General features: G+C 43.8%; 23 protein-coding genes. 13 read left to right on the top strand and 10 right to left on the bottom strand.

Annotated features, from left to right (window positions below):
- The first annotated feature begins 81 nt into the window (after window positions 1-81).
- The 4 genes from lpxL to ACMXYU_RS01345 all read left to right on the top strand — a co-directional run bounded on the left by lpxL (window position 82) and on the right by ACMXYU_RS01345 (window position 4,429).
- Window positions 82-999, top strand: a complete 918-nt coding sequence (gene lpxL / locus ACMXYU_RS01360; protein ID WP_415899860.1) for an LpxL/LpxP family Kdo(2)-lipid IV(A) lauroyl/palmitoleoyl acyltransferase — start codon at window positions 82-84, stop codon at window positions 997-999.
- 11 nt (window positions 1,000-1,010) lie between these two features.
- Window positions 1,011-1,790 (top strand): glycosyltransferase family 32 protein, encoded by a 780-nt coding sequence (locus tag ACMXYU_RS01355; RefSeq protein WP_415899859.1) that lies wholly within the window; start codon window positions 1,011-1,013, stop codon window positions 1,788-1,790.
- A gap of 50 nt (window positions 1,791-1,840) precedes the next feature.
- On the top strand, window positions 1,841-2,947 hold the full coding sequence (locus tag ACMXYU_RS01350; RefSeq protein WP_415899857.1) for a glycosyltransferase family 4 protein: 1,107 nt from the start codon (window positions 1,841-1,843) through the stop codon (window positions 2,945-2,947).
- Window positions 2,948-3,142: 195 nt separating this feature from the next.
- Window positions 3,143-4,429 (top strand): O-antigen ligase family protein, encoded by a 1,287-nt coding sequence (locus ACMXYU_RS01345; protein ID WP_415899856.1) that lies wholly within the window; start codon window positions 3,143-3,145, stop codon window positions 4,427-4,429.
- Here the strand turns inward: ACMXYU_RS01345 and ACMXYU_RS01340 are convergent.
- The 4 genes from ACMXYU_RS01340 to ACMXYU_RS01325 are packed head-to-tail and all read right to left on the bottom strand — an operon-like array spanning window position 4,419 to window position 8,248.
- Complete coding sequence (locus ACMXYU_RS01340; RefSeq protein ID WP_415899855.1) at window positions 4,419-5,723, bottom strand: hypothetical protein; 1,305 nt, start codon at window positions 5,721-5,723, stop codon at window positions 4,419-4,421. The two genes, ACMXYU_RS01345 and ACMXYU_RS01340, sit on opposite strands and share 11 nt — an antisense overlap.
- 24 nt (window positions 5,724-5,747) lie before the next feature.
- Window positions 5,748-6,734: a glycosyltransferase family 9 protein gene (locus ACMXYU_RS01335; RefSeq protein ID WP_415899854.1), complete on the bottom strand. Its 987-nt coding sequence runs from the start codon at window positions 6,732-6,734 to the stop codon at window positions 5,748-5,750.
- Window positions 6,724-7,515 (bottom strand): glycosyltransferase family 2 protein, encoded by a 792-nt coding sequence (locus ACMXYU_RS01330; protein ID WP_415899853.1) that lies wholly within the window; start codon window positions 7,513-7,515, stop codon window positions 6,724-6,726. The genes ACMXYU_RS01335 and ACMXYU_RS01330 overlap by 11 nt, the downstream gene beginning before the upstream one ends.
- Window positions 7,508-8,248 (bottom strand): hypothetical protein, encoded by a 741-nt coding sequence (locus ACMXYU_RS01325; protein WP_415899852.1) that lies wholly within the window; start codon window positions 8,246-8,248, stop codon window positions 7,508-7,510. The genes ACMXYU_RS01330 and ACMXYU_RS01325 overlap by 8 nt, the downstream gene beginning before the upstream one ends.
- Before the next feature lie 489 nt (window positions 8,249-8,737).
- Between ACMXYU_RS01325 and lpdA the strand changes: the two genes are divergently transcribed.
- Window positions 8,738-10,873, top strand: a complete 2,136-nt coding sequence (gene lpdA, locus ACMXYU_RS01320; protein WP_415899851.1) for a dihydrolipoyl dehydrogenase — start codon at window positions 8,738-8,740, stop codon at window positions 10,871-10,873.
- Here lpdA and ACMXYU_RS01315 read toward each other — a convergent pair.
- From ACMXYU_RS01315 to ACMXYU_RS01300, 4 genes are read right to left on the bottom strand one after another with little or no spacing between them, the layout of a single operon-like run.
- Window positions 10,864-11,568 (bottom strand): hypothetical protein, encoded by a 705-nt coding sequence (locus ACMXYU_RS01315; RefSeq protein WP_415899850.1) that lies wholly within the window; start codon window positions 11,566-11,568, stop codon window positions 10,864-10,866. The genes lpdA and ACMXYU_RS01315 overlap by 10 nt on opposite strands.
- A complete protein-coding gene (locus ACMXYU_RS01310) occupies window positions 11,561-12,409 on the bottom strand; it encodes an MTAP family purine nucleoside phosphorylase (protein WP_415899849.1) in 849 nt (282 codons plus the stop codon). Before ACMXYU_RS01310 ends, ACMXYU_RS01315 begins: the two co-directional genes overlap by 8 nt.
- Before the next feature lie 9 nt (window positions 12,410-12,418).
- On the bottom strand, window positions 12,419-13,330 hold the full coding sequence (locus ACMXYU_RS01305) for a radical SAM protein (protein WP_415899848.1): 912 nt from the start codon (window positions 13,328-13,330) through the stop codon (window positions 12,419-12,421).
- 17 nt (window positions 13,331-13,347) lie between these two features.
- Window positions 13,348-14,031: a TIGR04282 family arsenosugar biosynthesis glycosyltransferase gene (locus ACMXYU_RS01300; RefSeq protein WP_415899847.1), complete on the bottom strand. Its 684-nt coding sequence runs from the start codon at window positions 14,029-14,031 to the stop codon at window positions 13,348-13,350.
- Between the two features lie 174 nt (window positions 14,032-14,205).
- On the opposite strand from ACMXYU_RS01300, the gene nfsA reads away from it, so the two are divergent.
- The 3 genes from nfsA to ACMXYU_RS01285 are packed head-to-tail and all read left to right on the top strand — an operon-like array spanning window position 14,206 to window position 16,968.
- A complete protein-coding gene (nfsA, locus tag ACMXYU_RS01295) occupies window positions 14,206-14,943 on the top strand; it encodes an oxygen-insensitive NADPH nitroreductase (RefSeq protein WP_415899846.1) in 738 nt (245 codons plus the stop codon).
- Between the two features lie 34 nt (window positions 14,944-14,977).
- A complete protein-coding gene (locus ACMXYU_RS01290; protein WP_415899845.1) occupies window positions 14,978-16,210 on the top strand; it encodes an EAL and HDOD domain-containing protein in 1,233 nt (410 codons plus the stop codon).
- A gap of 11 nt (window positions 16,211-16,221) precedes the next feature.
- Window positions 16,222-16,968 carry a sulfite exporter TauE/SafE family protein gene (locus tag ACMXYU_RS01285; RefSeq protein WP_415899844.1) on the top strand — a complete coding sequence of 249 codons (747 nt, stop codon included), beginning with the start codon at window positions 16,222-16,224 and terminating at the stop codon, window positions 16,966-16,968.
- Between the two features lie 94 nt (window positions 16,969-17,062).
- Here ACMXYU_RS01285 and ilvD read toward each other — a convergent pair whose 3' ends face one another.
- On the bottom strand, window positions 17,063-18,904 hold the full coding sequence (ilvD, locus tag ACMXYU_RS01280; protein WP_415899843.1) for a dihydroxy-acid dehydratase: 1,842 nt from the start codon (window positions 18,902-18,904) through the stop codon (window positions 17,063-17,065).
- Between the two features lie 230 nt (window positions 18,905-19,134).
- On the opposite strand from ilvD, the gene ACMXYU_RS01275 reads away from it, so the two are divergent.
- The 4 genes from ACMXYU_RS01275 (at window position 19,135) to ACMXYU_RS01260 (ending at window position 22,012) form a co-directional block, all read left to right on the top strand.
- Entirely contained in the window at window positions 19,135-19,380 is a 246-nt protein-coding gene (locus ACMXYU_RS01275; protein WP_415883180.1) for a hypothetical protein, read from the top strand.
- 294 nt (window positions 19,381-19,674) lie between these two features.
- Window positions 19,675-19,938 (top strand): PepSY domain-containing protein, encoded by a 264-nt coding sequence (locus ACMXYU_RS01270; protein WP_415883179.1) that lies wholly within the window; start codon window positions 19,675-19,677, stop codon window positions 19,936-19,938.
- Between the two features lie 13 nt (window positions 19,939-19,951).
- Window positions 19,952-20,641 carry a response regulator transcription factor gene (locus tag ACMXYU_RS01265; RefSeq protein WP_415899842.1) on the top strand — a complete coding sequence of 230 codons (690 nt, stop codon included), beginning with the start codon at window positions 19,952-19,954 and terminating at the stop codon, window positions 20,639-20,641.
- Window positions 20,642-20,650: 9 nt separating this feature from the next.
- Window positions 20,651-22,012, top strand: a complete 1,362-nt coding sequence (locus ACMXYU_RS01260; RefSeq protein WP_415899841.1) for an ATP-binding protein — start codon at window positions 20,651-20,653, stop codon at window positions 22,010-22,012.
- Here ACMXYU_RS01260 and argA read toward each other — a convergent pair.
- Entirely contained in the window at window positions 22,009-23,346 is a 1,338-nt protein-coding gene (gene argA / locus ACMXYU_RS01255; protein WP_415899840.1) for an amino-acid N-acetyltransferase, read from the bottom strand. The two genes, ACMXYU_RS01260 and argA, sit on opposite strands and share 4 nt — an antisense overlap.
- 177 nt (window positions 23,347-23,523) lie before the next feature.
- On the opposite strand from argA, the gene ACMXYU_RS01250 reads away from it, so the two are divergent.
- The gene (locus tag ACMXYU_RS01250) at window positions 23,524-24,645 is read left to right on the top strand and encodes an inorganic triphosphatase (protein WP_415899839.1); all 1,122 of its coding nucleotides are present in this window, start codon (window positions 23,524-23,526) and stop codon (window positions 24,643-24,645) included.
- The last annotated feature ends 54 nt before the right edge of the window (window positions 24,646-24,699 follow it).

The following is a 24,699-nucleotide window of genomic DNA, read 5'->3' as shown; positions in this document are numbered from 1 at the left end:
TAACTTCCCCAACCTTCTCGCTGGCTGACGAACAAAGACACACGTATAATCAGCCGCTTATTGATCAAGATCTGATTGACTGTGAATAAAACTGAATCCTTTTTAACCCCCAAATACTGGCCAACTTGGCTAGGTGTTTTTCTACTTAGAATGCTTGCTTTACTGCCTTTTAAAATGGGTTTAGCTTTCGGCCGTCTTCTGGGTATTGCTCTTTACTATTTACTGCCAAAGCGCCGACACATCACGAATGTTAACTGCCAGCTATGTTTCCCAGAACTCAACGAGACGGAGCGTAACCAATTTGTTAGGGATGTGTTCAAAAATAACAGCATCGGTTTAGTAGAGACCGCTTGGTCATATTGGGGCAACAAAAAAGCTCTACAAGAGCGCACAGAATATCGCGGCTTTGAATTACTAGATGATGCATTGAGCCAAGGGCGGGGCGTCATCTTACTTGGCGCCCATTATTCTCACTTAGATTTAGGCGGCATGCTCTTTTCTGGACATGGCGCTCCACTAATCTCTATGTACCGCCAACACAATAATCCGTTAATGGAAAAAACAATCCACCAAGGGCGTGCTTCGTTTAGCCGCCCTATTGAGCGAAAACAGTTACGAGAAATTATTCGCTGTCTCAAGAAAAACCAGGTTGTTTGGTATGGACCTGATCAAGACATGGGTCATAAAACATCGGTATTTGTGCCTTTCTTTGGCCAAACAGCAGCTACCGTGACAGCTACAACTCGCATGGTCAAATTAAACAATTCCCCTCTTCTATCAATGCAACAACGCCGCAAAGAAGACGATTCCGGCTACATTGTAGAAATTGTCCCTGTTGATAACTTCCCTAGCGGGGATAAAACTGAAGACGCGACATTAGTGAATTTAGCCATCGAAGCAGGTGTAAGAAAAGCGCCAACACAATATATGTGGGTTCACAAACGATTTAAAACACAGTTAAATGGCAAGGAAAGCCCTTATCAGAAATCCTCAAAGTAGTAGGACTATAGATGAAATTGCCTTTAAAGATCATTCTAGTTAATCGACTTGCCAAACTTTTCGGGGCATTGGTGAAAGGGCTTTCTATTATTTTTCATTTTTTATTTCCTAAGAAGCGCTTCACTATCCCAACTCAAAGCAATCCTTTAGTGAAAGCAAAGAAGGATACAAAGATTCCAAAAATAATCTGGCAGACTAACTACACAAACCGTGTAAGCTTACCTGTTTATTGTAATTACCTATTCAATCGTTTGATTTCACCTGATTTTGAATATCGTTATGTCAGCACAGAAGACCGCCTGACGTTTATCAAAGAAAATTCCTCAGCCGATATAGCAGAAGCTTATGAGAAGCTTACTGATGGCGCTGCTCAAGCCGACCTTTGGCGTATGATCACCCTAAACCATCACGGTGGTATATATATGGATATTGATGCTCATGCTGTTTGGCCAATATCTAAAATGATCAACGAGGAAGATGAGGAAGTGTTTCTTCTTAACAAAGAGCACTACACAAACTACTTCATTGCCAGCGCCCCTGAAAATCGTTTCTTAACCAAGACAATTGAAACTATTGTCAAAAACATTCAAGACAGAAACATTGGCCGTGGCGTCTATGATTTAACTGGCCCTGCTGCATTTAATAACGCAATCGGTGAAGAAAGCGTCAATCACAGGTATTACAAGATCACTTGTATTCAAGGCAGCTTTACCAATGAGCATTTCCAATATATCGATAAGCCGAGAGGAAAGTGGACTCATGCAAAGAAAGAAAACCTTCTTAAAGACTAACTTCGAACAAAAAAAAGCCAAAATCTAATACTTTCTCTGGAACAACTTCAATGAGCAAGCAAATTCTACAACTATGCCTATCACCCGATTTAGGAGGCCTTGAGCTTTATATGCAACGCTTAAGCAGCTATCTAAACAACGAAATAGGCATTCATGTGGCTGTTGCTCAAAATGGTAAGCTAGCTTCGTCTCTATCTGAAAATGTTGATCTGAAAATGTTGCAGCTACATAGACATGCATGGAAAAATATTTTCAAAAATGCAAAGCAATTAGCTACCTACATAGATACTAACAAGATAGATTTGATTCATTTACATTGGACGAAAGATCTCCCTGTAAGTGTGTTGGCTAAAAAGCTAAGTAAACGTAAGCCCAAGCTTGTACAAAGCCGTCATATGAATATGACGCGCTTCAAAAGTGACTTCTATCATCGCTGGCTCTACAAAAACCTTGATCTAATGATTGCTGTAACAAAGCAAGTTCAAGAACAAATTACTCAGTACATTCCTCAGGAGATAAGACCAGCAGTAAGAGTTTCTTATATCGGCGCTCCAACATACCAACCTCTGAATAAAACATCACAAGAGGCTCTAAAAGAGAAGTACCAGCTTACAGATAGTTTTGTCATAACCCTTGCAGGTCGTATTGAACCTGCTAAAGGCCAAGAACTGTTAATCGACGCATTACAAACGCTTAATAACCCCAATGTAAAAGTCATGTTTATTGGCAATCCAATGGATGATGGTTACCTGAAACAATTTAAAAAGCGGATTGCTGATAAAGAACTATCTTCACAAGTTGTTTTCACTGGTTTTGTAAGCAATGTTCAAGACCTCATGGCCATAAGCGACTGCGTTGTACTTGCAACTAATAAAGAAACATTTGGCATGGTCTTGGTAGAAGCAATGCATACTGGCACAGCTGTACTAGCCAGTAATAGTGGCGGACCTTTAGAAATAATCACCCCTGAACGAGATGGCTTATTGTTTGAAAGCCAGAATTCACATGATCTGTCGAATAAACTAGCTACTTATATCGAGGCTGAAGACCTTCGTAACAAATTTGCTGAATCAGGTCGACAGAAAGCATTATCCAAGTTTGACAGCCAACAACAATTTATAGAAGTTCTGAATTTACTAAACAACGTCACTAGATAAAAGTGATAGAGCTCTCAGACTAGACCTAAGCATGAGAAGAAATCGAAAATATGTCTACATCTCGACACCCTTTCATTTAAAATATACCTCATTGATATACCTGCTCATCGCTTTATAAGCTCTACTTTTGAGGCTTAAGAAATAAACCGCAGGTTAGTAGAAAGACTGTAATACCAATATAGAATCGAGAGTCAAATGGTAGCTAGCTTAAAAAACATGGACATTTTAGCCTTAGCTAGATATTACCTTACAGCTGCAACCTGCGGCTTGATTGTTTTTTCCGTCACCTTTCAGAATAGCTACAACATATTTTTCGCTCTAATTTTATTCTCATACATATTTTTTATCAGTCCAAAAGTGCGCCAAAATATACATCTAAGTTGTTTTGAGATAAGCCTTATCATCATCCTGAGCCTGTATATTGCAGCCTTCATTTTAGAGGTATTCTTATTTGGCGAAAAAGCTCGACTTCTCGATAAACCAGCAAAAGCTCTTTTACTCATACCGCTGATTCCTATTCTAAATGCCGTAAGATTAGAATATCGATATATAGTCACAGCATTCACTATAAGCTCTGTAGCACTTCTACTGATGGCTGGATACGAAATCTATATCCTTGACTACGACAGAGCTGGTCGTGACATTAACCCTATACAGTTTAGCGCTATTGCAATTAGCATTGCTTCCGTTGCTTTGGCTTTAGCCATTACAACAAGGAATACAAAAAAGGCCTTTCTAATTCCTCTGGTATGCCTAGCTGCAGGAGGTCTATGGGCAGGATTTCTGAGCCAAAGTAAAGGCAGCATCATCGCTATACCAATAATCCTATTTTTAATTGGCTGCCTATATTTATCCGAACTAAAGGTAAGCAAAATAAAAGCAGCCGTTTACGTTAGTTTATTAATAACACTTTCAACCACAGCACTTTATAACAGTTCCATTAAAGAACGTTTCCAAAAATCTATCGAAAACACATTAGCCTTTAATGAAGGTTCTAGAACAAATACATCTAGCGGCATTCGCTTAGGACAGTTGAAAATAGCATTAGAGGCGGGCCAACAGTCGCCGCTTTTAGGAATGGGGTATTCGGATTTTAATTCATATAAGGATCAACAAGTACTTGCAGGGCGATATGGACAAGAGTTACTTAAATTCGACAATTCCCATAATACTTACGTTAACTCATTTGCTCGCCGTGGATTGGTTGGATTACTTGCCGTAATTCTATTTTTAGGCTTCCCAATCTATTTAGGGATACAAACCTGGAAAAAAGCCCCTAAGGAAGTAGCCCCTTATGCTGTTGCTCTTTCTGCTTTTGGGTGCGTATTCTTTATTGCAAATATCACCCAAGAAGTAATCTTTCTAAATACAGGGATTATCATGTATACCGGATTATTGGTGATATTAACCAGTATGCTGGCAGAACGTATAAAAGCATGTGAATCGGATCCCTCCGGTGCACAGCTACCATCTAACCAATAATATAGATTGGACTGTCAGATATTCTGGCAGTTTCTTTATTCAATGTAGCAGCTGACTTATCCATTAAATACTTATTTTCAACGCTGATATTTTCTTGCTTTAGATACTCTAATAAAGGCAGCTCAACCTCGTTCCCCCAAAGCACAATCACATCTCTATTTGATTGAATGTTTTTACAAGCGAGCTTATATACCTCACCGTGTTTTTGGTATTGATGTACTTCTACATCCCCCAAAACGTCCAGCATGGTTTTGTAAACTAAAAAGGCTTCGCGCTTACGCAAACCTTCTCGGCTATCAACCAAACCATAACCAGGCGCGATAAGCTGATGCCAGTGGACAGATTCAACTCTCTGAGTAGCCATAGCCTGCAGATGGTAGCGAAGCAAAAAATTAGCATAATCGCTTTCACTTACACACTCAGTTTCACTGGTAGGTGCCCAAGGTGCCGTATTGGACAAAGGCCAATTTGCTTCTGTCAGCAGTAATTTACTGGACGTTTTAGGGCTTAATCTGGCGATACTGTGCAAGAGCGTAATTTTATTGAAGGTATCAAAAACCTTTATTTGCGGGTTCTCTGGTGCGCCACGTCTGTCTACATACAGAAGCGCTGCCACTTTATCGAACTTCAATCTAAAGCCATTAAACAGAGCTCTAATCAAGTAAGGATATTCAAAGTCGATAACTGAGGGGCCTAATAGCTTTAACCCCTGGAACTGCTGATCTCGGACCTTCTGCACCACCTGATAAAAATGTAGGTACTCTGCTACTGAGAAAAAGCCCCACTTGGAACGATTGATCGTGGTTCCGATTTGAAACTGCTTTACTAAAGGTGAGAAAACTTCAAAAACTCTGGCCATATCCTTAGCAAGTAGTTGATGATCACCAATATGCTGACGATCTTGCACTACCACTAAGAGAATTTCTTTCTCGCCAAACCCCGCCACAAACTGATAATACTCATCGATACGATCCATCTCCGACAGGAAAAATCGTACCTGTAAGCTTTTACAGCCCAGCTCCTCAACCAACGCATATTGCTCTTCCCCTTTGTCTAAATTGACACAAAGAGAAAAGAAATGCGCCGAAGACGGCTCCACTTTTCGATTAAAGAGCCAAGCGATCAGAGCTATAGGAAATACGATACAAGATGTCAAAAACGTAAGCAGGTAGTCTTTTAGGTGCTTACGCTTCATCCGCTTTTTATAAGCTCTGTCTGTGATGATTCGCGGTTGATCTGAATAGTGATCCCACGGATGTAGATCATCTTCAGAACCAGGTTTAGGCGCTGGCAAGACGCTCTCCTTCTAAACACATAGTTATGAAACCTGCCCAGTTAATTGAAGTAATTCTTCTTCAATTTCAGAGTACAGCTTGTCTGAATAATCTTGCGGGACAGTAAAGTTATGCTGGTTTTCCGGTTGATTGATCGAAGCCCATCGAGCCGGAGAAGCAACCTTTACATCACCGAAGAAGGATATGGTTTTAAGATTAGATCCAGCGGCTAAATGCATAGGGCCAGTTGAAGTACTGACAAACAAAGAGAAATTACTCAACAGCAGAGCAAAGTCATAAACGCTACCCTGCGATCGGTGCAAAACCGCCTGATCTCCAAGTGCAGCATCTGCTTCAGCAATTAAAGATTCATCATCAGGGCCGAAGGTAAACACGACCCTATGTTTGTTCTGCTTAATTACTGCTTGAGCTAGACGGATATAATCCTGCAGCGTTAGGTTTCCATCGGTACTCCCACCACTTCCCGGGTGAAAAGCAACGATGGGGCGGTCATTTTCTAACTGATATTGCGCATTAAATGCTTCCAAAGCCCGAATTGAATCAGCCTTAGCAAAACCAAACAAAGGCGCCTGTATACCTGTCTCGATTTGGTGATCGAAAGCTTTAAGAAGATCTAAGTTATAGGCAAACTCAGTTTTTTTCACCTGACTACGGCGCTGCTTAACTCGACAGTTAAACCAGATTTGAGCCAGTTTAGTCGCCGGTCCTATGCGCTTAGGAATGCCCGCTCGCCATAACAGAAAACCTAATTGTGAATCGATAAACGCAGAGATACTTACAGAGCACTTTGCTTTTTTTACCGCAGATAACGTAGCACCAAGATTATCAGACTGATACTCAATCACCTCATCAATATACGGTAACTGCTGCGCTAAACTGAGATTGATCTTAGACACTAAAGCAACCAAGCGCAGCTCTGGTCTAGCTGCCTTTAGGCATTGGAACATCGGCAGAGCAACAACAAAATCGCCAATCTTGTCGTGGCGAGTAATTAAGACACTAGTTGTCATTGGCGTTCTCTACCCTACCGCTATTGTCTTTAGCTGCTTTATTCAGCTCATACAGCTTCATATATTTATAAAAATTCGTCGCCATATGTGAAAAGGCGATAATCAATCCTGCAGACCCATCCATAAAACCACGCTTTAAAAAATAGGTTTTAAAGAAGGAGTAGATGCCATTCAAGCTAGCTTTAAGCGGTGAAGACTTCTTTATGCCTTGCTTATCTTCTGCAAAAAGAGAGGAGTACTTATCAAGCTTAACGATGAACTGAGAGATATTCTGATAAGGATAGTGACGAACGATACCTGCTAGATTTTCGACTTCGAAGCCATCGGTGACAACAAGCTCATGCACTTTACTACTATTAAAGTTGGTCTTGGTACGATCATACAGACGCACGATCACATCTTTGCCCCAACAATGCTTAACTTCACGCTCTTTGTAAAAGTTACTGCGTGTAATTGAATAGACCTTATCAGAGTCTAATGAGCGTTGTGCCAATGCGGAGATAAACTCATCTGCAAGCACTTCATCCGCATCCAATGACAATACCCAGTCATGCTTAGCATAACTAGCAGCACGCTGTTTCGTTTCACCAAAACCTAAAAATGGCCCTTCAACCAAATTCACATTCTCGAAGTTGGAAACTAGTGATTGTGTGCCATCATCCGATCCATTGTCATAGATCACCACATCGGTAAAACAGGCCAAAGCCTCCAAAACAGGAACAATAGTTTCTGCGCCATTTTTAACGATAATAACGCATGAGATATGGTCGATATTAGTCATTAACGGGCTTACCTTTTAAGCGCTTCTTGAAGTTCTTAAAGCGTTTATTCTTGTTAGAGAAGAGCTTTACCTGCTCTGCAAAATCCTCAGGAACAGTGCTATGTTGAGCGTACTCTTTTGCAATAACATCTAAATCTGCATCTCTCGCCCAGAGTTTTTCAAAACCCCGTGCTCGCATTTCGTCATCGAGCTCAAGTTGTAGCATGCGATTAACATCAACAATCTTAAACTCATAACCACCATCAGCGAGTTTTCGGATCAAGATATTACCCGGCGAATAATCTTTGTGGAAAAATCCAGCATCGTGCAGCGCTAAAGAGAACCTCGCAAATGCTTTAAACACTTCAGGTCGATCCGGAAAATCCAAGTCCAGTAAGGGCTCACGGATCGTAAAATCATACGCGTAATGCTCACTGATAAAATAACTATTAGAGATTAAGCCACCGTCAAAGTACTCAACATAGGCCACTGGTGTTGGCGTAAAGTCACCCAATAACAGAGAGTTCTGATAAGATTTTTCAGCTTTACTCGGTCTAAAGTAGGTATAGATACAGCGCCTTAATAAGTTAGGCACTTTGAAAGACTTCAAGACCAATGATTCATCTAAGCAATCAACTATCTTTAATTCATTCCGGGCTTTATGAATGGATGCATCACTGCTATCAAACAAAGCAGGCACATCTTTCAAAATAGAACTAAAGCGCTGACAATTTGGATTTACAACTGATTTCATAAGGTTAGATGTATCTCAATGGCCTAAACAGGATCAATACGCTACCGTTTAGGTTCAAAAGGCACAGAGCCTTTTCTACAATTTAAACAACGAATTTAGGCGCAGTTTAACATAAGCTGATTTATTCATATCATTGATTTACTCCTAAGATACATAGGGAGCCTGCGAACAAGCCCTATACAACTCAGGCTTACAGAGCAATTGAAGCACGAGGCAATGATTACAGGCATGCTGGTTGCTTGTCGAAAATCATTAACAAAGCGATTCAGTTGCTCCGTAAGCCCCGCAGGGTGGGATCTAAAACGACCATCTACTTTGTCAGCCAACTTGAAAAGGTCTAGACATTTCACTGCGCTGGCTTTCGCGTATCTGGTCGTTTTATAACCCACTGAGAAAGTATTAGGCTTATTCGTAGGCTCCCTAAGGAAAATGAAACTTTCCTATTTTATCTCTGTCCTAGAAGCTTCTGAATTTAAGTAGATATTATTGATGAAAAAGCTACCTCTACTCCTCGTTATCCTAAGTGCAATTGCGGCCTTCTTTATATTTGATCTGGCCCAATACTTAAATTTGGACTTTATCAAAAGTAATCAAACGAGCTTCGAACAGTATTACGCTGAGAATCCAATCAAGACAGTAGCGATTTTCTTTGGACTGTACGTGCTCGTTACAGGGCTTTCTTTGCCCGGTGCTGCTATTATGACGCTGATTGGCGGTGCACTATTTGGGCTCGTTACCGGCTTACTTATCATATCCTTTGCCAGTACCATCGGTGCAACCTTAGCTTTTCTATGTTCCCGCTTTCTATTTCGGGAAAGCATTCAAAACCGCTTTGGTAAGCAGTTACAGTCTTTCAATGCGGGTATGGAGAAAGAAGGTGCTTTCTACCTCTTTACCTTGAGATTAGTGCCGATCTTCCCCTTCTTTATGATCAATCTAGGTATGGGCCTAACCCCAATCAAGACCTGGACATTCTATTGGGTAAGCCAGGTAGGCATGCTGGCTGGGACTGCCGTTTATGTGAACGCAGGTACACAACTAGGTCAGTTAGAATCTCTCTCAGGCATTTTGTCTCCAGGGATCCTACTGTCATTTACTTTATTAGGTTTATTCCCACTGATTGCCAAGAAAGTGATCGATCTACTTAAAGCAAAGCAGGTTTATGCCGGTATTCAAAAGCCTTCTACATTCGACACTAATATCGTTGTTATAGGAGCTGGTTCTGCCGGACTAGTCACCTCTTACATTGCAGCAGCAGTAAAAGCCAAAGTCAGTTTGGTTGAAAAGCATAAGATGGGAGGCGACTGCCTAAATACCGGCTGTGTACCCTCAAAAGCTCTGATTCGTTCCGCTCGCTTTGTAGCGGATAGTAAACGTAGTCAGGAATACGGCATTGAGCACAGCGAGGTGAAGTTCAATTTCGCTGATGTTATGGAGCGAGTATCCAAAGTCGTTGAACAAGTGGAACCTCATGACTCGATTGAACGCTATACAGGATTAGGCGTCGATTGCGTAACTGGCAATGCAACCATTCTTAATCCCTATGAAGTGGTCGTAAATGGAGAGATCATTACGACCAAGAATATTGTCATTGCTACAGGCGCTAGACCACGTATCCCAGCGATCAAAAACATAGAAGCCATGCAGCCACTGACCTCAGATAACCTTTGGCAGATACGCGAATTACCGAAACGACTGTTAGTGCTCGGCGGCGGCCCAATAGGCTGCGAATTAAGTCAATGTTTTGCTCGTTTTGGTTCTGAAGTGAGCATCGTTTTACGTGGCGATCACATTATGCCCAAAGAGGACAAAGACATCTCTGACTGGGTTAGTCAGCGCTTTGATCAGGAAGGCATCAATGTATTAGGCAATCGCAAAATGTTGGAGTTTGTAGAACGAGAGGGAAGCAAGTACCTTGTTTGCGAATATAAAGGCCAGATGGAAGAGATCCCCTTCGATCAGCTATTGGTAGCGACAGGGCGACAAGCTAATGTGAACGGCTTTGGCTTAGAAAATTTAGACATACAAACCAAAGCTGACGGAACTCTAGAAGTAAACGAGTACTTACAAACAAAATACCCGAATATCTATGCTTGTGGTGATGTAGCAGGTCCGTACCAGTTCACGCACGCTGCAGCTCATCAAGCTTGGTATGCAGCAGTAAATGCTCTGTTCGGTCGGTTCAAGAAGTTTAAAGTGGACTACTCGGTAATCCCCGCTGCAACTTTCACCGATCCAGAAGTCGCACGTGTGGGTTTGAACGAGTTAGAAGCTAAAGAACAGAATATCGCTTACGAAGTCACCAGCTTTGATCTTGAAGAATTAGATAGAGCAATAGCAGACAGTGACAATCACGGTAAGGTTAAGGTACTAACGGTACCGGGCAAAGATAAAATTCTTGGGGCTACCATCGTGGGGCCTCATGCGGGCGAACTTATCACCGAATTTGTCACCGCCATGAAGCATGGCTTAGGCTTTAACAAAATCCTAGGTACCATTCATATTTATCCAACCATGAGCGAAGCTAACAAGTACGCTGCAGGTGAATGGAAGCGAGCCAACGCTCCGCAAAAATTACTGGACTGGGTAGCTAAATTCCACCGCTGGGAACGCGGTCAAAAGTAACGCTGTTTTACTAATTTGATAAACTCAGGCCAAGCCTGTTTTAACCATAACCTCTGATAAAGGCAGGTTATTTTAAACCAGCCTTTATCTTCATATTTTCGCGCACTGGTAGATAAAGGAACTGCACAACATTTCAGTTTTATGCCTTGCTGACGCACATACCAAACGAACAAGTGATCTTCGCCATAAGCGGCAGCCTCTGGATACCCTCCTACCTGTTCAAATAAGGGCTTTGAGATTAAAAACCCCTGATCGCCAAAGGGCACCCCTAAAAGCCGTGACCTTAGGTTTGCACCAAGCGCATTGATAGACATAGTAGAAGGCCCATCAGAAATAAAAGCCAGTGAACAATAATGCAGACGTTCAGGATAACGCTTTAGATTACCCAATAAGTTGGAAACTAAGCCGCTTTCGAATCGACTATCTAAGTGAAGAAACCAAAGATACTGCCCCCCAGCCTCTTTTGCTCCGCGGTTCATCTGTATGGCTCGACCAGGCTCAGTACAAAACCACTTTACCGAAAAATTTGATAGAGAAGTGCAACTCTGAGCTAATCCCAGTTGCTCTTGTTTACAAACAACAAAAATCAACTCAGCGCCGTCAGGAAGGTGTTGTAAGTCGTGCAACAATCCCTGCGGGACCTCTGTTTCTATAGGCCCCACAGGAATAATGACGGAGAGGAAAGGCTTAGGCACTCAGCAGTTCCAACAGCTCTTTCTGGGATTGGTTCAAGCTGTCGCGCGGCGTTAATACAGCAGATGCCAAACTGCTTCGACTAGCACACTCAAACGCTTCTTCTGGGCTATTAATAAAGGCGGCGAGAACTGCCTTTGCTTTTTCTAAACTTGCACCATAACGGGCAATCACCTGCTCCACACTGACATGATGCGCAGGATCATCCATCCAGCAATCATAATCGGTCGCTATAGCGATAGTGCAATAACTGATCTGCGCTTCTTTTGCTAAAAAAACCTCTGGCACATTGGTCATCCCAACTAAGTCACAACCCGCAGCGCCTCGCAAGAAGAAGCTTTCGGCTCTAGTACCTAATCGCGGCCCATCTACACAGCCATAAGTTTTATTTCGATGCAGGGAAATACCTACCGATTCACCCGCTTTTTCCAGCGCATCAGCTAGAGGTTTTGAGGTGGGCTCGGCAGTGGAAACATGGGCTGCTAAACCATTTCCAAAAAAGCTCTTCTCGCGATTACCTTTTACAAAATCAAAGTACTGATCCGGCAACGATAGATCACCCGGCTTTATCTCTTCTTGCAAACTGCCGACAGCAGATAAACCGATTACCTGCGTCACACCAAGCTTCTTTAGAGCCCAGATATTTGCACGATAATTTACTTCCGAGGGCAGTAACTCATGACGACGACCGTGACGTGGTAAAAAAAACAGATCTCTTTCACCCATCCGGCCTTGCAGAATAGGGGCCGAAGGGGAACCGAAAGGCGTCTCTATCTCATGCTCCCCCATAACTTCTAGCCCTTCTAACTGATATATACCTGTACCACCAATGATTCCTAACACACTCGCTCCTTATCCTTCACTACAAGACGCACCGTAAGCAAAACAGCTATAACAGCGATGATGCTTCATGCTTACTCGGTGCTCTAAACTTTCTCTTAAGCTACCGCCCAAATCGTACTCTTCGTCATCATCCACCAACGTACAAGCATAGACGCGCATCTGACCATTTTTCTTCACCACCATTTTGCTAAAAGCGCACATAAAATCTTTACGGCTCTCTTCCGTTTGGTAGGTGGTCATACATGCTGTAGTTACCTGAGGCACCTGAGGAAGGCTCCCCGGTGTGGCAAAGTCAGGGAATGCGACCAAGTTAAGATCGCGAGGTAAACCGTATTCAACAAAGAGTGTTTTAAATGCTTCATCAACCGACGCTTTATCTTCCTCTTTATCCATATGCCGAGCGACAGATATATGAAACCCTAGATCATATAGCTGCTTTAGGCCGTTAAGGGCGCTAACAAAATTACCCTCACCGCGCCCCGCATCATGTTCTGCTGCTGTAGGCTTATCTAGGCTTACCCGAAAACTCACGGGATAGTTCGACTCGTTTAATGTCGCAACTTCTGCCATCCGTTTTTGGATGGCTTCCGTACCATTGGTTAACACAAGGCAGGGTCTAAACTGGGAGGCGTACGCCAAAATTTTGATCAGTTGTTTAGCGAGAAATGGCTCGCCTCCGGTAAATGAAAACTGTTCAACACCGAGCTCCAGAGCTTCATCGATATAAGGCTTCACATCCTCAAACTTAACCAATTCCAAACGGTTATCGCCTGGAGCTGAACCTTCTAAGCAAAAGGGGCACTGCAAATTGCATGCGGTGCCAGTGTGAAACCATAATTCACGTAATGTAAAAGGATCGATATAGCCCCGCTCCTCACCTTGCGGGGTCTTATACCAATTTTCCGTATGGATACGCTGCATAAATGACCTGTTTATTCCTAACTTGTAACCATCCTGTTATTCACTATAGGCGTAATCAACTGCAGTAATGCTTGCCTTGCTATCCGCTGGTCCGATTTAAGATCCTCGATCAATCGCACCAGATCTGCTTCAAGATCAATATCATAAGTCGGTGCGATATAGCCCACTGACAGCCCGGCACCTAAACAACACTCTTCAAGCCCTTGCGCTAAATGCTCAGTACTCCAAGGCAGAGCTTCGATATCCGGCCATGCAACCCCTGAAGCCATCACTGTGACACCTCCGTCATCGGCCTTACTGCAAACAACATCATAATCAGCCATCTTATGGCAAACCTGCTGAAGAAGATCTAAGGTTAAAATCGGTGCATCAGTTCCGATAGTCACTATATTTTGATGACCTTGCTCTCTCAAACATTGATCAACTGTATTGATCCTTTCGCCAAGATTACCCGATGGCTGTGGAATCACTTGAACGTGCTCACGGTCCAGTAATCCCTCTGCCCACTCAACTTCATCAACAGACGCAGGTGATAGTACAACCCTACCCGACCACGCATCAGCATCCTCGATTGCACACTGCAACAAAGCCTTGGCAATCTCAAAAGTTGTTTCAGCACCTAATGAGGCCGCGATGCGTTGTTTACCCTGCCCAATACGAGGCTGCTTACAAAAGATTAATAGCGTGAAGGCTTTGCTCATATACAGGAGTAACCCTTATTTAAATTCCCTAACTGATTGATAGACCTAAGCTTAACGCGATAGTTCAAGGAAAACATATTCCAAACCATAGCTAAAGTTAATCCGCTACCGCCCTTCTGCTAAAACCAAGGCTGTGATACAACTCAAGCTTTAAGTTTTTATTAAAGGGCTGCTATGAATCAGGTTATCCAACTTCTTAACGCACATCGTTCTATTCGAAAGTTCACTGATAAACCGGTGAGCCAAGAACAGATCAACCGTTTTGTTCAAGCAGGTCAAGCAGCTGCAACTTCAAGCTTTATTCAGGCTTGCACCGTCATCCAAGTTAATGATCCAGACAAGCGTGCTTCACTAGCGGAATGGGCGGGCAATCAGACCTATGTAAAAGAAGCACCAACTTTCCTAGTTTTCTGTGCAGATATGAAACGTCATCAACTAAGTTGCGATATGCACGAAGCGGATATGCTATCTGGATTTACCGAACAGTTTATTACTGCCACAGTCGATTGCGGCTTATTTGCGCAAAATGTTGCCATTGCAGCAGAATCCGAAAATCTCGGCGTGGTTTATATTGGCGGTTTGCGGACTAAGATTGATCTAGTATCTGACGCATTAAACCTACCAGAACTGGTCTACCCTGTATTTGGCATGTGCATTGGTGACCCTGATCAAGACCCTGAAGTGAAACCTCGTTTACCATTGGATGTCGTGCTGAAACATGACCGATACGATGACAGCCAAGATCAAGAGCTTATTGCCGCATACGACCAAGATGTTCAAGCGTATTACAGGAGTCGTACTGGCGGTCAAAAGGATATGACTTGGAGCGAACAGATTTCAGGGATGCTACAAAAAGAGGCTCGCCCTCATATGCTTTCTTTTCTACAATCACGCGGATTCCTAATAAAATAAGCCTCAGAAACAACTCAGAGGTTCGGAGAGGACAATGAGCGGCGAAATCGATACTGAAGAGTCATTAGATCTATTACTAGCAAGACAACCTGTTTTTAATAAAAGCCAGGATGTTGTTGCGTATGCCCTACTATATAGAGGGGATGATGAAGCAACTGAACGCAAGTTTAGCGATCACTTAGCAACCTCTTCGGTCATTCTAAATACATACGCTAGCATATGTCAGGAAGGGGAAGTCAGATCTCTACCTTGCTATATTAAGCTAACAGACAAAACCATCATGTCTGAGCATTTTCCAGAACTTCCCAAGGAACACTTTGTACTTGAAGTGCTGAGCCATTCTGAGATTTCTCCAGAATTTATAGAAAGAGTAAGAGAACTTAATCAATTGGGTTACAGACTTGCTCTCTCAGATTACAAGCCAGACACTAAGTTTGATCCTCTTTTGAATTTAGTCCACATTCTTAAGATAGATATCCAATCTATTTCCACAGAATCTATTCCCGAACTAGTTAAGAAACTTCGCCCTTACCATTTAGAGCTCTTAGCGGATAAAGTTGAAACACAAGAAGAGTTCAGAAAATGCTATGAACTTGGCTTTTCTCTTTTCCAAGGATACTTCTTAAGCAAACCCGAACCAGTTAAAGGAAAAAAATTGGGTAGCAGTAAGATGCTCCTTTTACAGATGATGGTTGAGCTTCAAAGCCCAACAGCCACAGCTCAATCTGTAGAGCAGCTAGTCATTAATGACCCTTTACTGACCTATAGGATCTTAAGAGTTGTAAATTCAGCTGCCTTTAACCTTAATCGTGAAATAGAATCCCTCTCCCACGCAATTAGCCTACTTGGTTTTGAACAAATCCGTAAATGGGTTAGCTTGTTCCTCGTAACAGATACTCAAGAGAAACCTGTCGAATTAACTCGCAGTATGCTTATCCGCGGCCGAATGTGTGAACTGCTTGCAGAGATGCTTGGCCGAGACCAACCTATCAATAATTTTATAACAGGACTATTTTCAAAACTGGATGTTTTGTTGGATATGGAGTTGCCTGAATTACTAGAACAAGTGCCTTTACAGAATGACGTTAAAGCGGCACTAATTAGTTACGAAGGTCAACTTGGTCAGATTTTAGAACAGGTTAGCAAATACGAGGATGGCAATTTTGAGCAGATTGACCTCTTACTGGATCAACAATATTATGAAGTTGCCTACCGACACAGTTTGAATTGGTCACAACAAGTAATGCAATCGTTAAGTGATAAATAACTGGCTCATTCGTGCCTATTATTGAGAATATCGAACTCACCCTGCTGCTAATTTTTGCGGCAGCAGGGACTTCATTTATTACTGCTGCTATGGGGATCGGTGGCGGTGTTCTACTTCTAGTAATTCTTGCCTCTTTTCTACCCGCTTCAGCACTGATACCGGTTCATGGCCTTGTGCAGCTAGGCTCCAATGGTAATCGTGCAATTGTCACTCGACAGCATATCGACTGGGAGATGGTGATTTGCTTTAGTATGGGCGCTCTAATTGGCTCGGCACTCGCCTCACTCATCGTAGTACAGCTACCACTGACGTTTATCCAAATTTCCGTTGCCCTATTTATTCTTTTTCTAGTCTGGGGACCAAAACCCGGTCCGCATCAGATGAGCAGAAATGGCCTCGTCGTCGCTGGTGCAGGTACAACCTTCGCATCCATATTTGTCGGCGCAACAGGTCCTCTAGTAGCAGGCTTGGTACATAGGCAAAATTACGACAAGCACAGCAGCACAGCTAATTTCGCCACCTGCATGAGCATGCAGCACTTACTCAAGATATTTGTGTTTTCTTTTGTGGGATTTGCTTTCTGGCAGTGGTTACCATTGATCGTACTGATGATTTTAGGGGGAATGGTAGGCACTTGGCTCGGGCTAAAAATGCTCCATCGCATCCCAGAGAAGCAGTTTAAAATGCTTTTCAAAACCGTTATTACAATTCTAGCATTACGATTACTGTGGCAAGCAGGCACTAGCTTTCTCAACTAATTCTTTTTTAGCTAAGAACATTTATTACATCTAGTTAGACACAAAAAAGGCAGCCAAGGCTGCCTTTTTATAAATCTAGAAAAGCTACGCCTATTTAGAACAGCTCTTCCAGTTTAGATAGATCTCTAACAGCACCTTTATCAGCTGATGTTGCCAACATACCGAATGCTTTCAGTGCAGCAGAAACCTTACGCGGACGAGGTTCAACTGGCTTCCAGCCTAGCTTATCCTGCTCTGCACGGCGTTCTGCTAGCTCTTCATCGGAAAGCAACACATCGATTGTGCGGTTAGGGATATCGATACGGATAATATCGCCGTTACGAACTAGACCGATTGCACCACCCGCTGCAGCTTCTGGAGAAACGTGGCCTATCGACAGACCAGAAGTACCACCAGAGAAACGACCATCAGTCAGCAATGCACAGGCTTTACCTAGACCTTTAGACTTGATGTACGACGTTGGGTAAAGCATCTCTTGCATACCCGGACCGCCTTTAGGGCCTTCGTAACGTACGATAACAACTTCGCCCGCTACTACTTTATCATCAAGAATATTCTGAACCGCTTCATCTTGAGATTCTGTAATGTGTGCAGGGCCTTCGAATACAAGGATAGACTCATCTACACCAGCAGATTTAACCACACAGCCGTCTAGCGCGATGTTACCTTTCAATACAGCAAGACCACCTTCCAAAGAGAACGCATTCTCTAATGAACGGATACAACCATTCTCACGGTCACCATCTAGTGTTGGCCAGCGAGTAGATTGGCTAAATGCTGTCTGAGTTGGGATGCCCGCAGGACCAGCACGATAAAACTCCAATACTTCAGGAGTTGGGTTACGCATGATATCCCACTTATCCAGTGCATCTTTCATTGTCGGAGCATGAACCGTTGGAACGTCTGTGTGTAGCTTACCGGCACGATCAAGCTCACCCAAAATCCCCATAATGCCACCAGCACGGTGAACATCTTCAATGTGGTAATCAGGAGTATTTGGCGCCACTTTACATAGCTGAGGCACTACACGGGATAAACGATCAATATCATCCATGGTGAAATCGATCTCAGCTTCCTGAGCGATAGCCAACAAGTGAAGGATCGTATTTGTTGATCCGCCCATAGCGATATCAAGCGTGATGCAGTTTTCAAACGCTTTAAAGCCTACAGAGCGAGGTAGAACTGATTCATCGTCCTGCTCGTAGTAGCGTTTAGCCAAATCTACAATCGTACGACCTGCTTCTAGGAACAAGTTTTCACGATCAGCGTGAGTTGCAACTACAGTACCGTTACCAGGAAGTGCAAGGCCTAGAGCCTCTGCCAAGCAGTTCATAGAGTTCGCTGTGAACATGCCAGAACAAGAGCCACAAGTAGGACACGCAGAACGCTCTACTGCATCCACTTCTTCGTCAGATGCATTTGGATCTGCTGCAAGTACCATCGCGTCAACTAGATCTAGCTTGTGCTCAGCTAGTTTAGTTTTCCCCGCTTCCATTGGGCCGCCAGTAACGAAGATTACTGGGATATTCAGACGCATAGACGCCATCAACATGCCCGGTGTGATTTTGTCACAGTTAGAGATACAAACAATAGCATCTGCACAGTGTGCATTTACCATGTACTCAACAGAGTCAGCGATAATGTCACGCGATGGCAGAGAGTAAAGCATGCCGTCATGACCCATCGCGATACCATCATCGACTGCGATAGTATTGAATTCTTTAGCAACACCACCCGCCTTTTCAATTTCGCGAGCAACTAGCTGTCCCATGTCTTTCAGATGTACGTGACCTGGAACAAACTGAGTAAATGAGTTTGCCACAGCAATAATTGGCTTGTGGAAATCCTCATCCTTCATACCTGTTGCACGCCATAAAGCACGTGCACCCGCCATATTACGACCTGCCGTCGATGTCTTTGAGCGATATTGTGGCATTTCAATGACCCTTGTTTGTAATAATTTTGCTTAGCTATCGAGTATAACAGAACCGTTGCGAAAACCGTCGTTCCAATATTGCTTTGTTCGCAACAGCATATACCACGAAATGCGTTACCAAATGCACGAGGCTAATCCGACCAATAGATTAAAATTATGCATGTTCCAGCCCTTGCAGAGTCGAAGCCCGCACTCTAATCTTGGCAGCTTAGTTGTGTTAGAGGTTAATCATGTCCAACTTAGATAAAAAAGAGATTCGCTCTGACAAGTGGATGCAACTCTTCATCAAATCAGGCGTTCCGATCGCCATCATCAGCATTATCTGCTTGTGGGTGGGGTGGTTTTTCAAAATCCCTTCCCTAGGCCAAATATTTATTGTTACTGCTGCGATTGCGCTTGCGATCGGTATGGCTTACAACGTTCGCTTTGTCATTCTTTCGGTTAGACAATTAAAAGAAAAACAAAAGAAAGACTGATCTACTCCCAGTATCTCGATTTCTCTCTGGGAAAACTCTGTGGGGAGGCCCTCCTCACAGAATACCATTCACACTCGATACAGTTTCACGCCCGTAAGCTAGGCTATAAATTCTTTATATAAGTAATTTATCTGGTCACACGAACTATTTACTATCCATTCCATAGTACGGGATACTTAGAAATTAACGAAAAAACGGCCCATTCTGCATTCTTCCGAGAGTCAGATACTAAGGCTTAATATTCTATTGTTTGTGTAATCTGAATAGTGACCTGCACCAATGAGGTTTTCCCACATGCTCAAGCAGCAGATTCGATATGCTGTATTGTTACTAAGCCTAATGACTGGCCTAGCACCAGTGGCAATGGCAGACGATTCGCCATTAACACTCAAACAAGCCATGACCGCCGCGATTGAAGCAAGCGGTGGTGAAGTAATAAAAACAGAGACTACTGAATTTAAAGGACGTGCCGTTTTTAAAATACGCCTCGTTAAAGAGGGTCATGTTAAAGATATCTTGATTGACGCCAAAAGCGGCGCCGTGATTACCCCCAAATAAGGAGTTAAATACAATGAAGTTACTTGTTGTTGAAGACGATCCAGATCTACGCCGCCAATTGACGACTGCCTTAGAGGGTAACAACTATACAGTTGAAGAAACTGCTGATGGTGAAGAGGCACTATACATGGGCCAAGAATATCCATACGACCTCGCAATAGTCGATCTTGGTCTACCAAAGCTTTCTGGGATTGATGTCATCAAGAAATGGCGCGCAGAAGGTAAAGAGTTTCCGATTATCATTCTAACCGCCCGCGGCGACTGGCAAGACAAAGTAGAAGGTTTAGAAGCAGGTGCAGATGATTACCTAGTCAAACCTTTCCATATGGAAGAGCTACATGCACGCCTAAACGCTTTATTACGCAGAGCAGCAGGTCACGCGAAACCTGTGCTTGAGTTTGGCCCGCTCAAAATCGATACCACTGGCCGCGTTGTTTACCGCAACGGCGAACCGGTTAAGCTAACAAGCTATGAGTATCGCACCTTCGAATACTTGGTATTAAATACAGGCAAGACCATTTCAAAGAGCGAGTTAACTGAACACTTGTATCACCAGGACTTCGACCGCGACAGTAATGTACTGGAAGTATTTATCCGTCGTTTACGTCAGAAACTGGACCCTGATCAAGAGTTACAGCCGATCACTACCGTACGCGGGCTCGGCTACCGTTTCGCCCTCACAACTGATCAGCCAAACGACTAAGGATAGTTCGTGAATATTCGATCTCCCCTGCAGTCATTGCAGGGGCGACTGTTGATTGCATCAGCAGTCATTCTTCCAATCGTTCTTCTTATTGCAGGATTAGCCTTGAGCAAGGCTTACCACAGCAGTTTAGAAAACTCGGTGAAAGACCGCTTGCAGCTACAGGTCTATCTGCTTCTCGGTGCAGTGGAACTCAAAGAGGATCACATTCTCTTCCCTGAACGATTGCAAGAACCTCGCTACGAACAAATTAATTCTGGTCTATATGCCGCTATACATGATCAAGAGGGCAATATCCTCTGGCGCTCTCTTTCCTCAGTACTTCTTGATGACCCACAGCTGTCTCAAGTAATTAACCTCAGCGGCTTAACCACCGGAGAGCCTAGGTTTGAGCATTTGGAGGAAGCGCAACTCTACCGATTCCAACTTCGAATCATTTGGGAAACGGCAGGCAAAGAAAAGTCATTTCTGTTTACCGTAATGGAATCAGATGATCTCGTGATTCGCGATATCCAAGCTTATAACCAACAGTTAACGGCTTGGCTTGGCATCATTTTCCTCGTCGCGCTATTGGCGCAAACCTTCATCCTCAGTTGGGGCTTAACACCGTTAAGGCGACTCGCCAAGGATCTCAAGGCGATTGAAGCCGGCAAAGCTGAGAAACTAAAAGGTCTTTACCCTGATGAAGTTGAACCGGTAACCACTAACCTTAACGGCTTGATTGTGAGTGAGCGCAAACAGCGAGAACGCTATCGCAATACTTTGGGAGATCTTGCCCATAGTCTAAAAACACCTCTCGCAGTTATGCGTGGCGCGGAGCTAGAAGAACACGAACTGCACACCTATCAATCTCTGGTATCTGAGCAAGTAGAACGCATGGATCAGATTGTTCAGTATCAGTTGAGCCGTGCAGTGAAGAGCAAGAACAAGCCTCTCGGTAAAGCGGTCCCTGTTGAGCCCATCATAGAACGAATGCTCTCGGCTCTTGGCAAAGTCTATCGCAATAAAAATGTTGTTACTGAAACATCTTTATCAGAAAACCTGACCTTCTTTGGGGATGAACGCGATCTCATGGAAGTGTTGGGTATGATCATGGAAAACGCGTTTAAGTACGGTCATAGTCAGGTTGCTATCTCTGCATCACAATCTGATCGAGAGTTAAAAATAACCATCTGTGATGACGGCCCCGGAGTAACACCAGAGATGCGCCAAGTGATTTTGCAACGTGGCGCTCGCTTAGATACGTCAATTCAAGGACAAGGGATTGGCTTATCGGTAGCCACCGATATTATCAGTAGCTACCAAGGGCAGATCGAAGTTAAAGACTCTCCACTCGGTGGAGCCTGCTTTGTGATTCACTTCCCGAGTTAAAGATTACGCATAAACACTTTGGAGTTGCGCTGGAGATTAAACAGCGCTTTCTTCTCACCCGGTAGTTTATCCACAGGGGTTTCGATAAACCCGCGCTCAACAAACCAGTGGGCAGTCTTAGTTGTCAGAACAAAAACCTGCTTAAGTTTGCTCTGCTGCGCTTGCTGTTCAATGGCTTTAAGTAGTTTATCGCCGCGCTCAGCCCCTTTATATTCTGGCGAAACGACCACACAAGCCAATTCTGCCATCTGATCGTCTGGGAACGGATAGAGTGCAGCACAACCAATCACTACACCATCGCGTTCGATAAGCGTGAAACGTTCGATCTCATTTTCTAAGACTTCACGCGAGCGTCTTACCAACGTGCCATCCTGCTCTAAAGGTTGAATCAACTCTAACACCGCACCTACATCTTCAATCGTTGCAGAACGAAGCTGCTCGTAGGAATCCTGTAGCACCATAGTACCCGAACCATCACGGGTAAATAACTCGCCAAGCAGAGCACCGTCTTCTTTATAACTGATAAGATGACAACGACGCACACCCTTGCGGCAAGCAGCAACTGCGGCTTCTAAATTACGCGACATTTCCGTATGCGGTTGGTCTGTATCTTCCAATGACGATAGATACTGCCCTACCAAGCGTTCAGCCTTGCGGGTCAACAATTCGCTACGCAATTTGCCCGAGCTATCCAAAACGCCTTGATCAGCACCAAACAAAATCAACTTATCAGCATCTAAAGCACTAGCGGCAGCTGTCGCCACATCCTCCACAGATAAGTTAAAAACTTCACCTGTTGGCGAGTAACCTAAATGAGAAAGCAGAACGATATTGCCATCATCCAACTGCTGGGTAATAGCATCATGATCTAGACGACGCACTTCACCGGTATGAGCCATATCGACGCCGTCCAGCACACCAACGGGCTTGGCTGTCACAAAGTTGCCAGAAACAACCTTAATGCGCGCACCTGCCATCGGCGTATTAGGCAAACCCAAAGACAATCTCGCTTCAATTTCTGCCCGCACAATAGCGGAAGCTTGAATCACACAAGTAAGGGTTTCTTGATCGGTCACGCGAAGGTGATGATGCAAACGTGTCGTTAACTGCTTTTGTGCCAGCTGTTCTTCGACCTGTGGTCGCGACCCATAGACCAAAATCAAGCGCACACCTAAGCTATTCAGCAAGGCGATATCATGCACGATGTTGGCAAAATTAGGATCAGCAACGGCTTCCCCACTCAACATCAGCACAAAGGTGTTACCCCGATGCGCATTGATATAAGGAGAGGAGTGGCGGAACCAATTGACGTATTGTTTAGTGTCGTCGTTCACAGTCAGTCTACAAGCAGTTTTCAATGATTAGGTCTATTACGGCTACTGTAGGCTTAATCGGCACAAAAGCCAAATATTCATCCATCTGAACATTACACGGCAAGAGTGATTTAAAGCCCTATCTTAGTACGTTAGACTGCAAACTTAGATGGCAGCCTATAAAGAGAAAAAACAGAGATGGCATTAGAAGTAGAGCTAAAGCTAACTTTAAGCCCGCATCATGTGGAATCATTAAAACTACAACCACTGTTCCGCTCCTCTCAAGTTCGAGAATTGGGTAGTCACCAGTTAGGTAACATCTATTACGACACCCCCGATCAGCAACTGACGCAACATCGTGTAGCCCTACGCATTCGACGTAAAGGCGAACAGCTGATTCAAACACTAAAAAGCAGCGGTTCTTCTGAAGCAGGCATGCACTCTCGCAAAGAGTGGGAATGGCTGATCAAACAACCAGAATTAGATTACGAACTGCTTGAAAGTGCAGAATGGCCTAAAGCCCTTCAAGACCCAGATATCCATGCCCAAGTCGCTCCAATATTTAGCACCGACTTTAACCGCACAACGTGGATACTCGATACCCTTGATAGCAAAGGCAATGTGCTTAAAGCCGAGATCGCTTTAGACCAAGGCACTGTGAGTGCTCAAGGCCGAGAAGATCCATTATGCGAGCTGGAACTGGAACTGCTGGAGGGCGAGGCGACCGAGATGGTCAAATTCGCATTAGATCTAGCGAAACATGTCCCTCTCTATATCAGCGATATCAGTAAAGCTGAAAGAGGCTATCGTCTTCTCGATCCAGAGGCCTATGGCGTTCATCGCAAACTACCCGAATTCGATGAATCTACTACGCTAGAACAAAGCTTCAGCACTTTGTTGCAAAAAGAGCTCGGTCTGTGGCCACGCTATTTAGAAGCTTGGCAATTTACTCAAGATTGGAAATACATCCCTTTAGCGCTCGAGTCTCTGCGTAATATTGGCGCTCTCTATGAAACCTACAGCGATATTGTCCCTGCAGAACCTGATGGCAAGATCGACTTCCTTCTCAGCAAACTGATCCGTCAGTTACGAGATATCGATGCGTGGCGACGTACTGCGGTTATCTCTGGTCAAAAAAATAGCGACCTGATCAAGCAACAGCAGCAACGCTCGGAAGCACGCTTAAATGTGTTATTACAAACAGCAGAACCGGGCGTTTTAGCACTACTGATATCAGAACAGCTGATAGAAAAGTCTTGGCGCGAGCGCTGGCAGGGAAGCCACCAGCAACTTGCCCAAAGCTGTTTAACAAAAGCATGATAAGCATCACTCATTCAGTTGTTTTAGACTGTTAGAATGATTTTGGGGTCTTCA

Source organism: Neptuniibacter sp. QD48_11 (genome assembly GCF_047778095.1).
Lineage (GTDB): Bacteria > Pseudomonadota > Gammaproteobacteria > Pseudomonadales > Balneatricaceae > Neptuniibacter.
The sequence above is the reverse complement of the archived record's forward strand: the minus strand, read 5'-3'. Positions and strand labels throughout refer to the sequence as shown.

Coding starts and splice junctions, on each gene's coding strand:
- ACMXYU_RS01355 (WP_415899859.1), top strand. CDS start 1,011: ATGAAATTGCCTTTAAAGATCATTCTAGTTAATCGACTTGCCAAACTT.
- ACMXYU_RS01350 (WP_415899857.1), top strand. CDS start 1,841: ATGAGCAAGCAAATTCTACAACTATGCCTATCACCCGATTTAGGAGGC.
- ACMXYU_RS01345 (WP_415899856.1), top strand. CDS start 3,143: ATGGTAGCTAGCTTAAAAAACATGGACATTTTAGCCTTAGCTAGATAT.
- ACMXYU_RS01335 (WP_415899854.1), bottom strand. CDS start 6,734: ATGACAACTAGTGTCTTAATTACTCGCCACGACAAGATTGGCGATTTT.
- ACMXYU_RS01330 (WP_415899853.1), bottom strand. CDS start 7,515: ATGACTAATATCGACCATATCTCATGCGTTATTATCGTTAAAAATGGC.
- ACMXYU_RS01325 (WP_415899852.1), bottom strand. CDS start 8,248: ATGAAATCAGTTGTAAATCCAAATTGTCAGCGCTTTAGTTCTATTTTG.
- lpdA (WP_415899851.1), top strand. CDS start 8,738: ATGAAAAAGCTACCTCTACTCCTCGTTATCCTAAGTGCAATTGCGGCC.
- ACMXYU_RS01305 (WP_415899848.1), bottom strand. CDS start 13,330: ATGCAGCGTATCCATACGGAAAATTGGTATAAGACCCCGCAAGGTGAG.
- ACMXYU_RS01300 (WP_415899847.1), bottom strand. CDS start 14,031: ATGAGCAAAGCCTTCACGCTATTAATCTTTTGTAAGCAGCCTCGTATT.
- nfsA (WP_415899846.1), top strand. CDS start 14,206: ATGAATCAGGTTATCCAACTTCTTAACGCACATCGTTCTATTCGAAAG.
- ACMXYU_RS01290 (WP_415899845.1), top strand. CDS start 14,978: ATGAGCGGCGAAATCGATACTGAAGAGTCATTAGATCTATTACTAGCA.
- ilvD (WP_415899843.1), bottom strand. CDS start 18,904: ATGCCACAATATCGCTCAAAGACATCGACGGCAGGTCGTAATATGGCG.
- ACMXYU_RS01275 (WP_415883180.1), top strand. CDS start 19,135: ATGTCCAACTTAGATAAAAAAGAGATTCGCTCTGACAAGTGGATGCAA.
- ACMXYU_RS01270 (WP_415883179.1), top strand. CDS start 19,675: ATGCTCAAGCAGCAGATTCGATATGCTGTATTGTTACTAAGCCTAATG.
- ACMXYU_RS01265 (WP_415899842.1), top strand. CDS start 19,952: ATGAAGTTACTTGTTGTTGAAGACGATCCAGATCTACGCCGCCAATTG.
- ACMXYU_RS01250 (WP_415899839.1), top strand. CDS start 23,524: ATGGCATTAGAAGTAGAGCTAAAGCTAACTTTAAGCCCGCATCATGTG.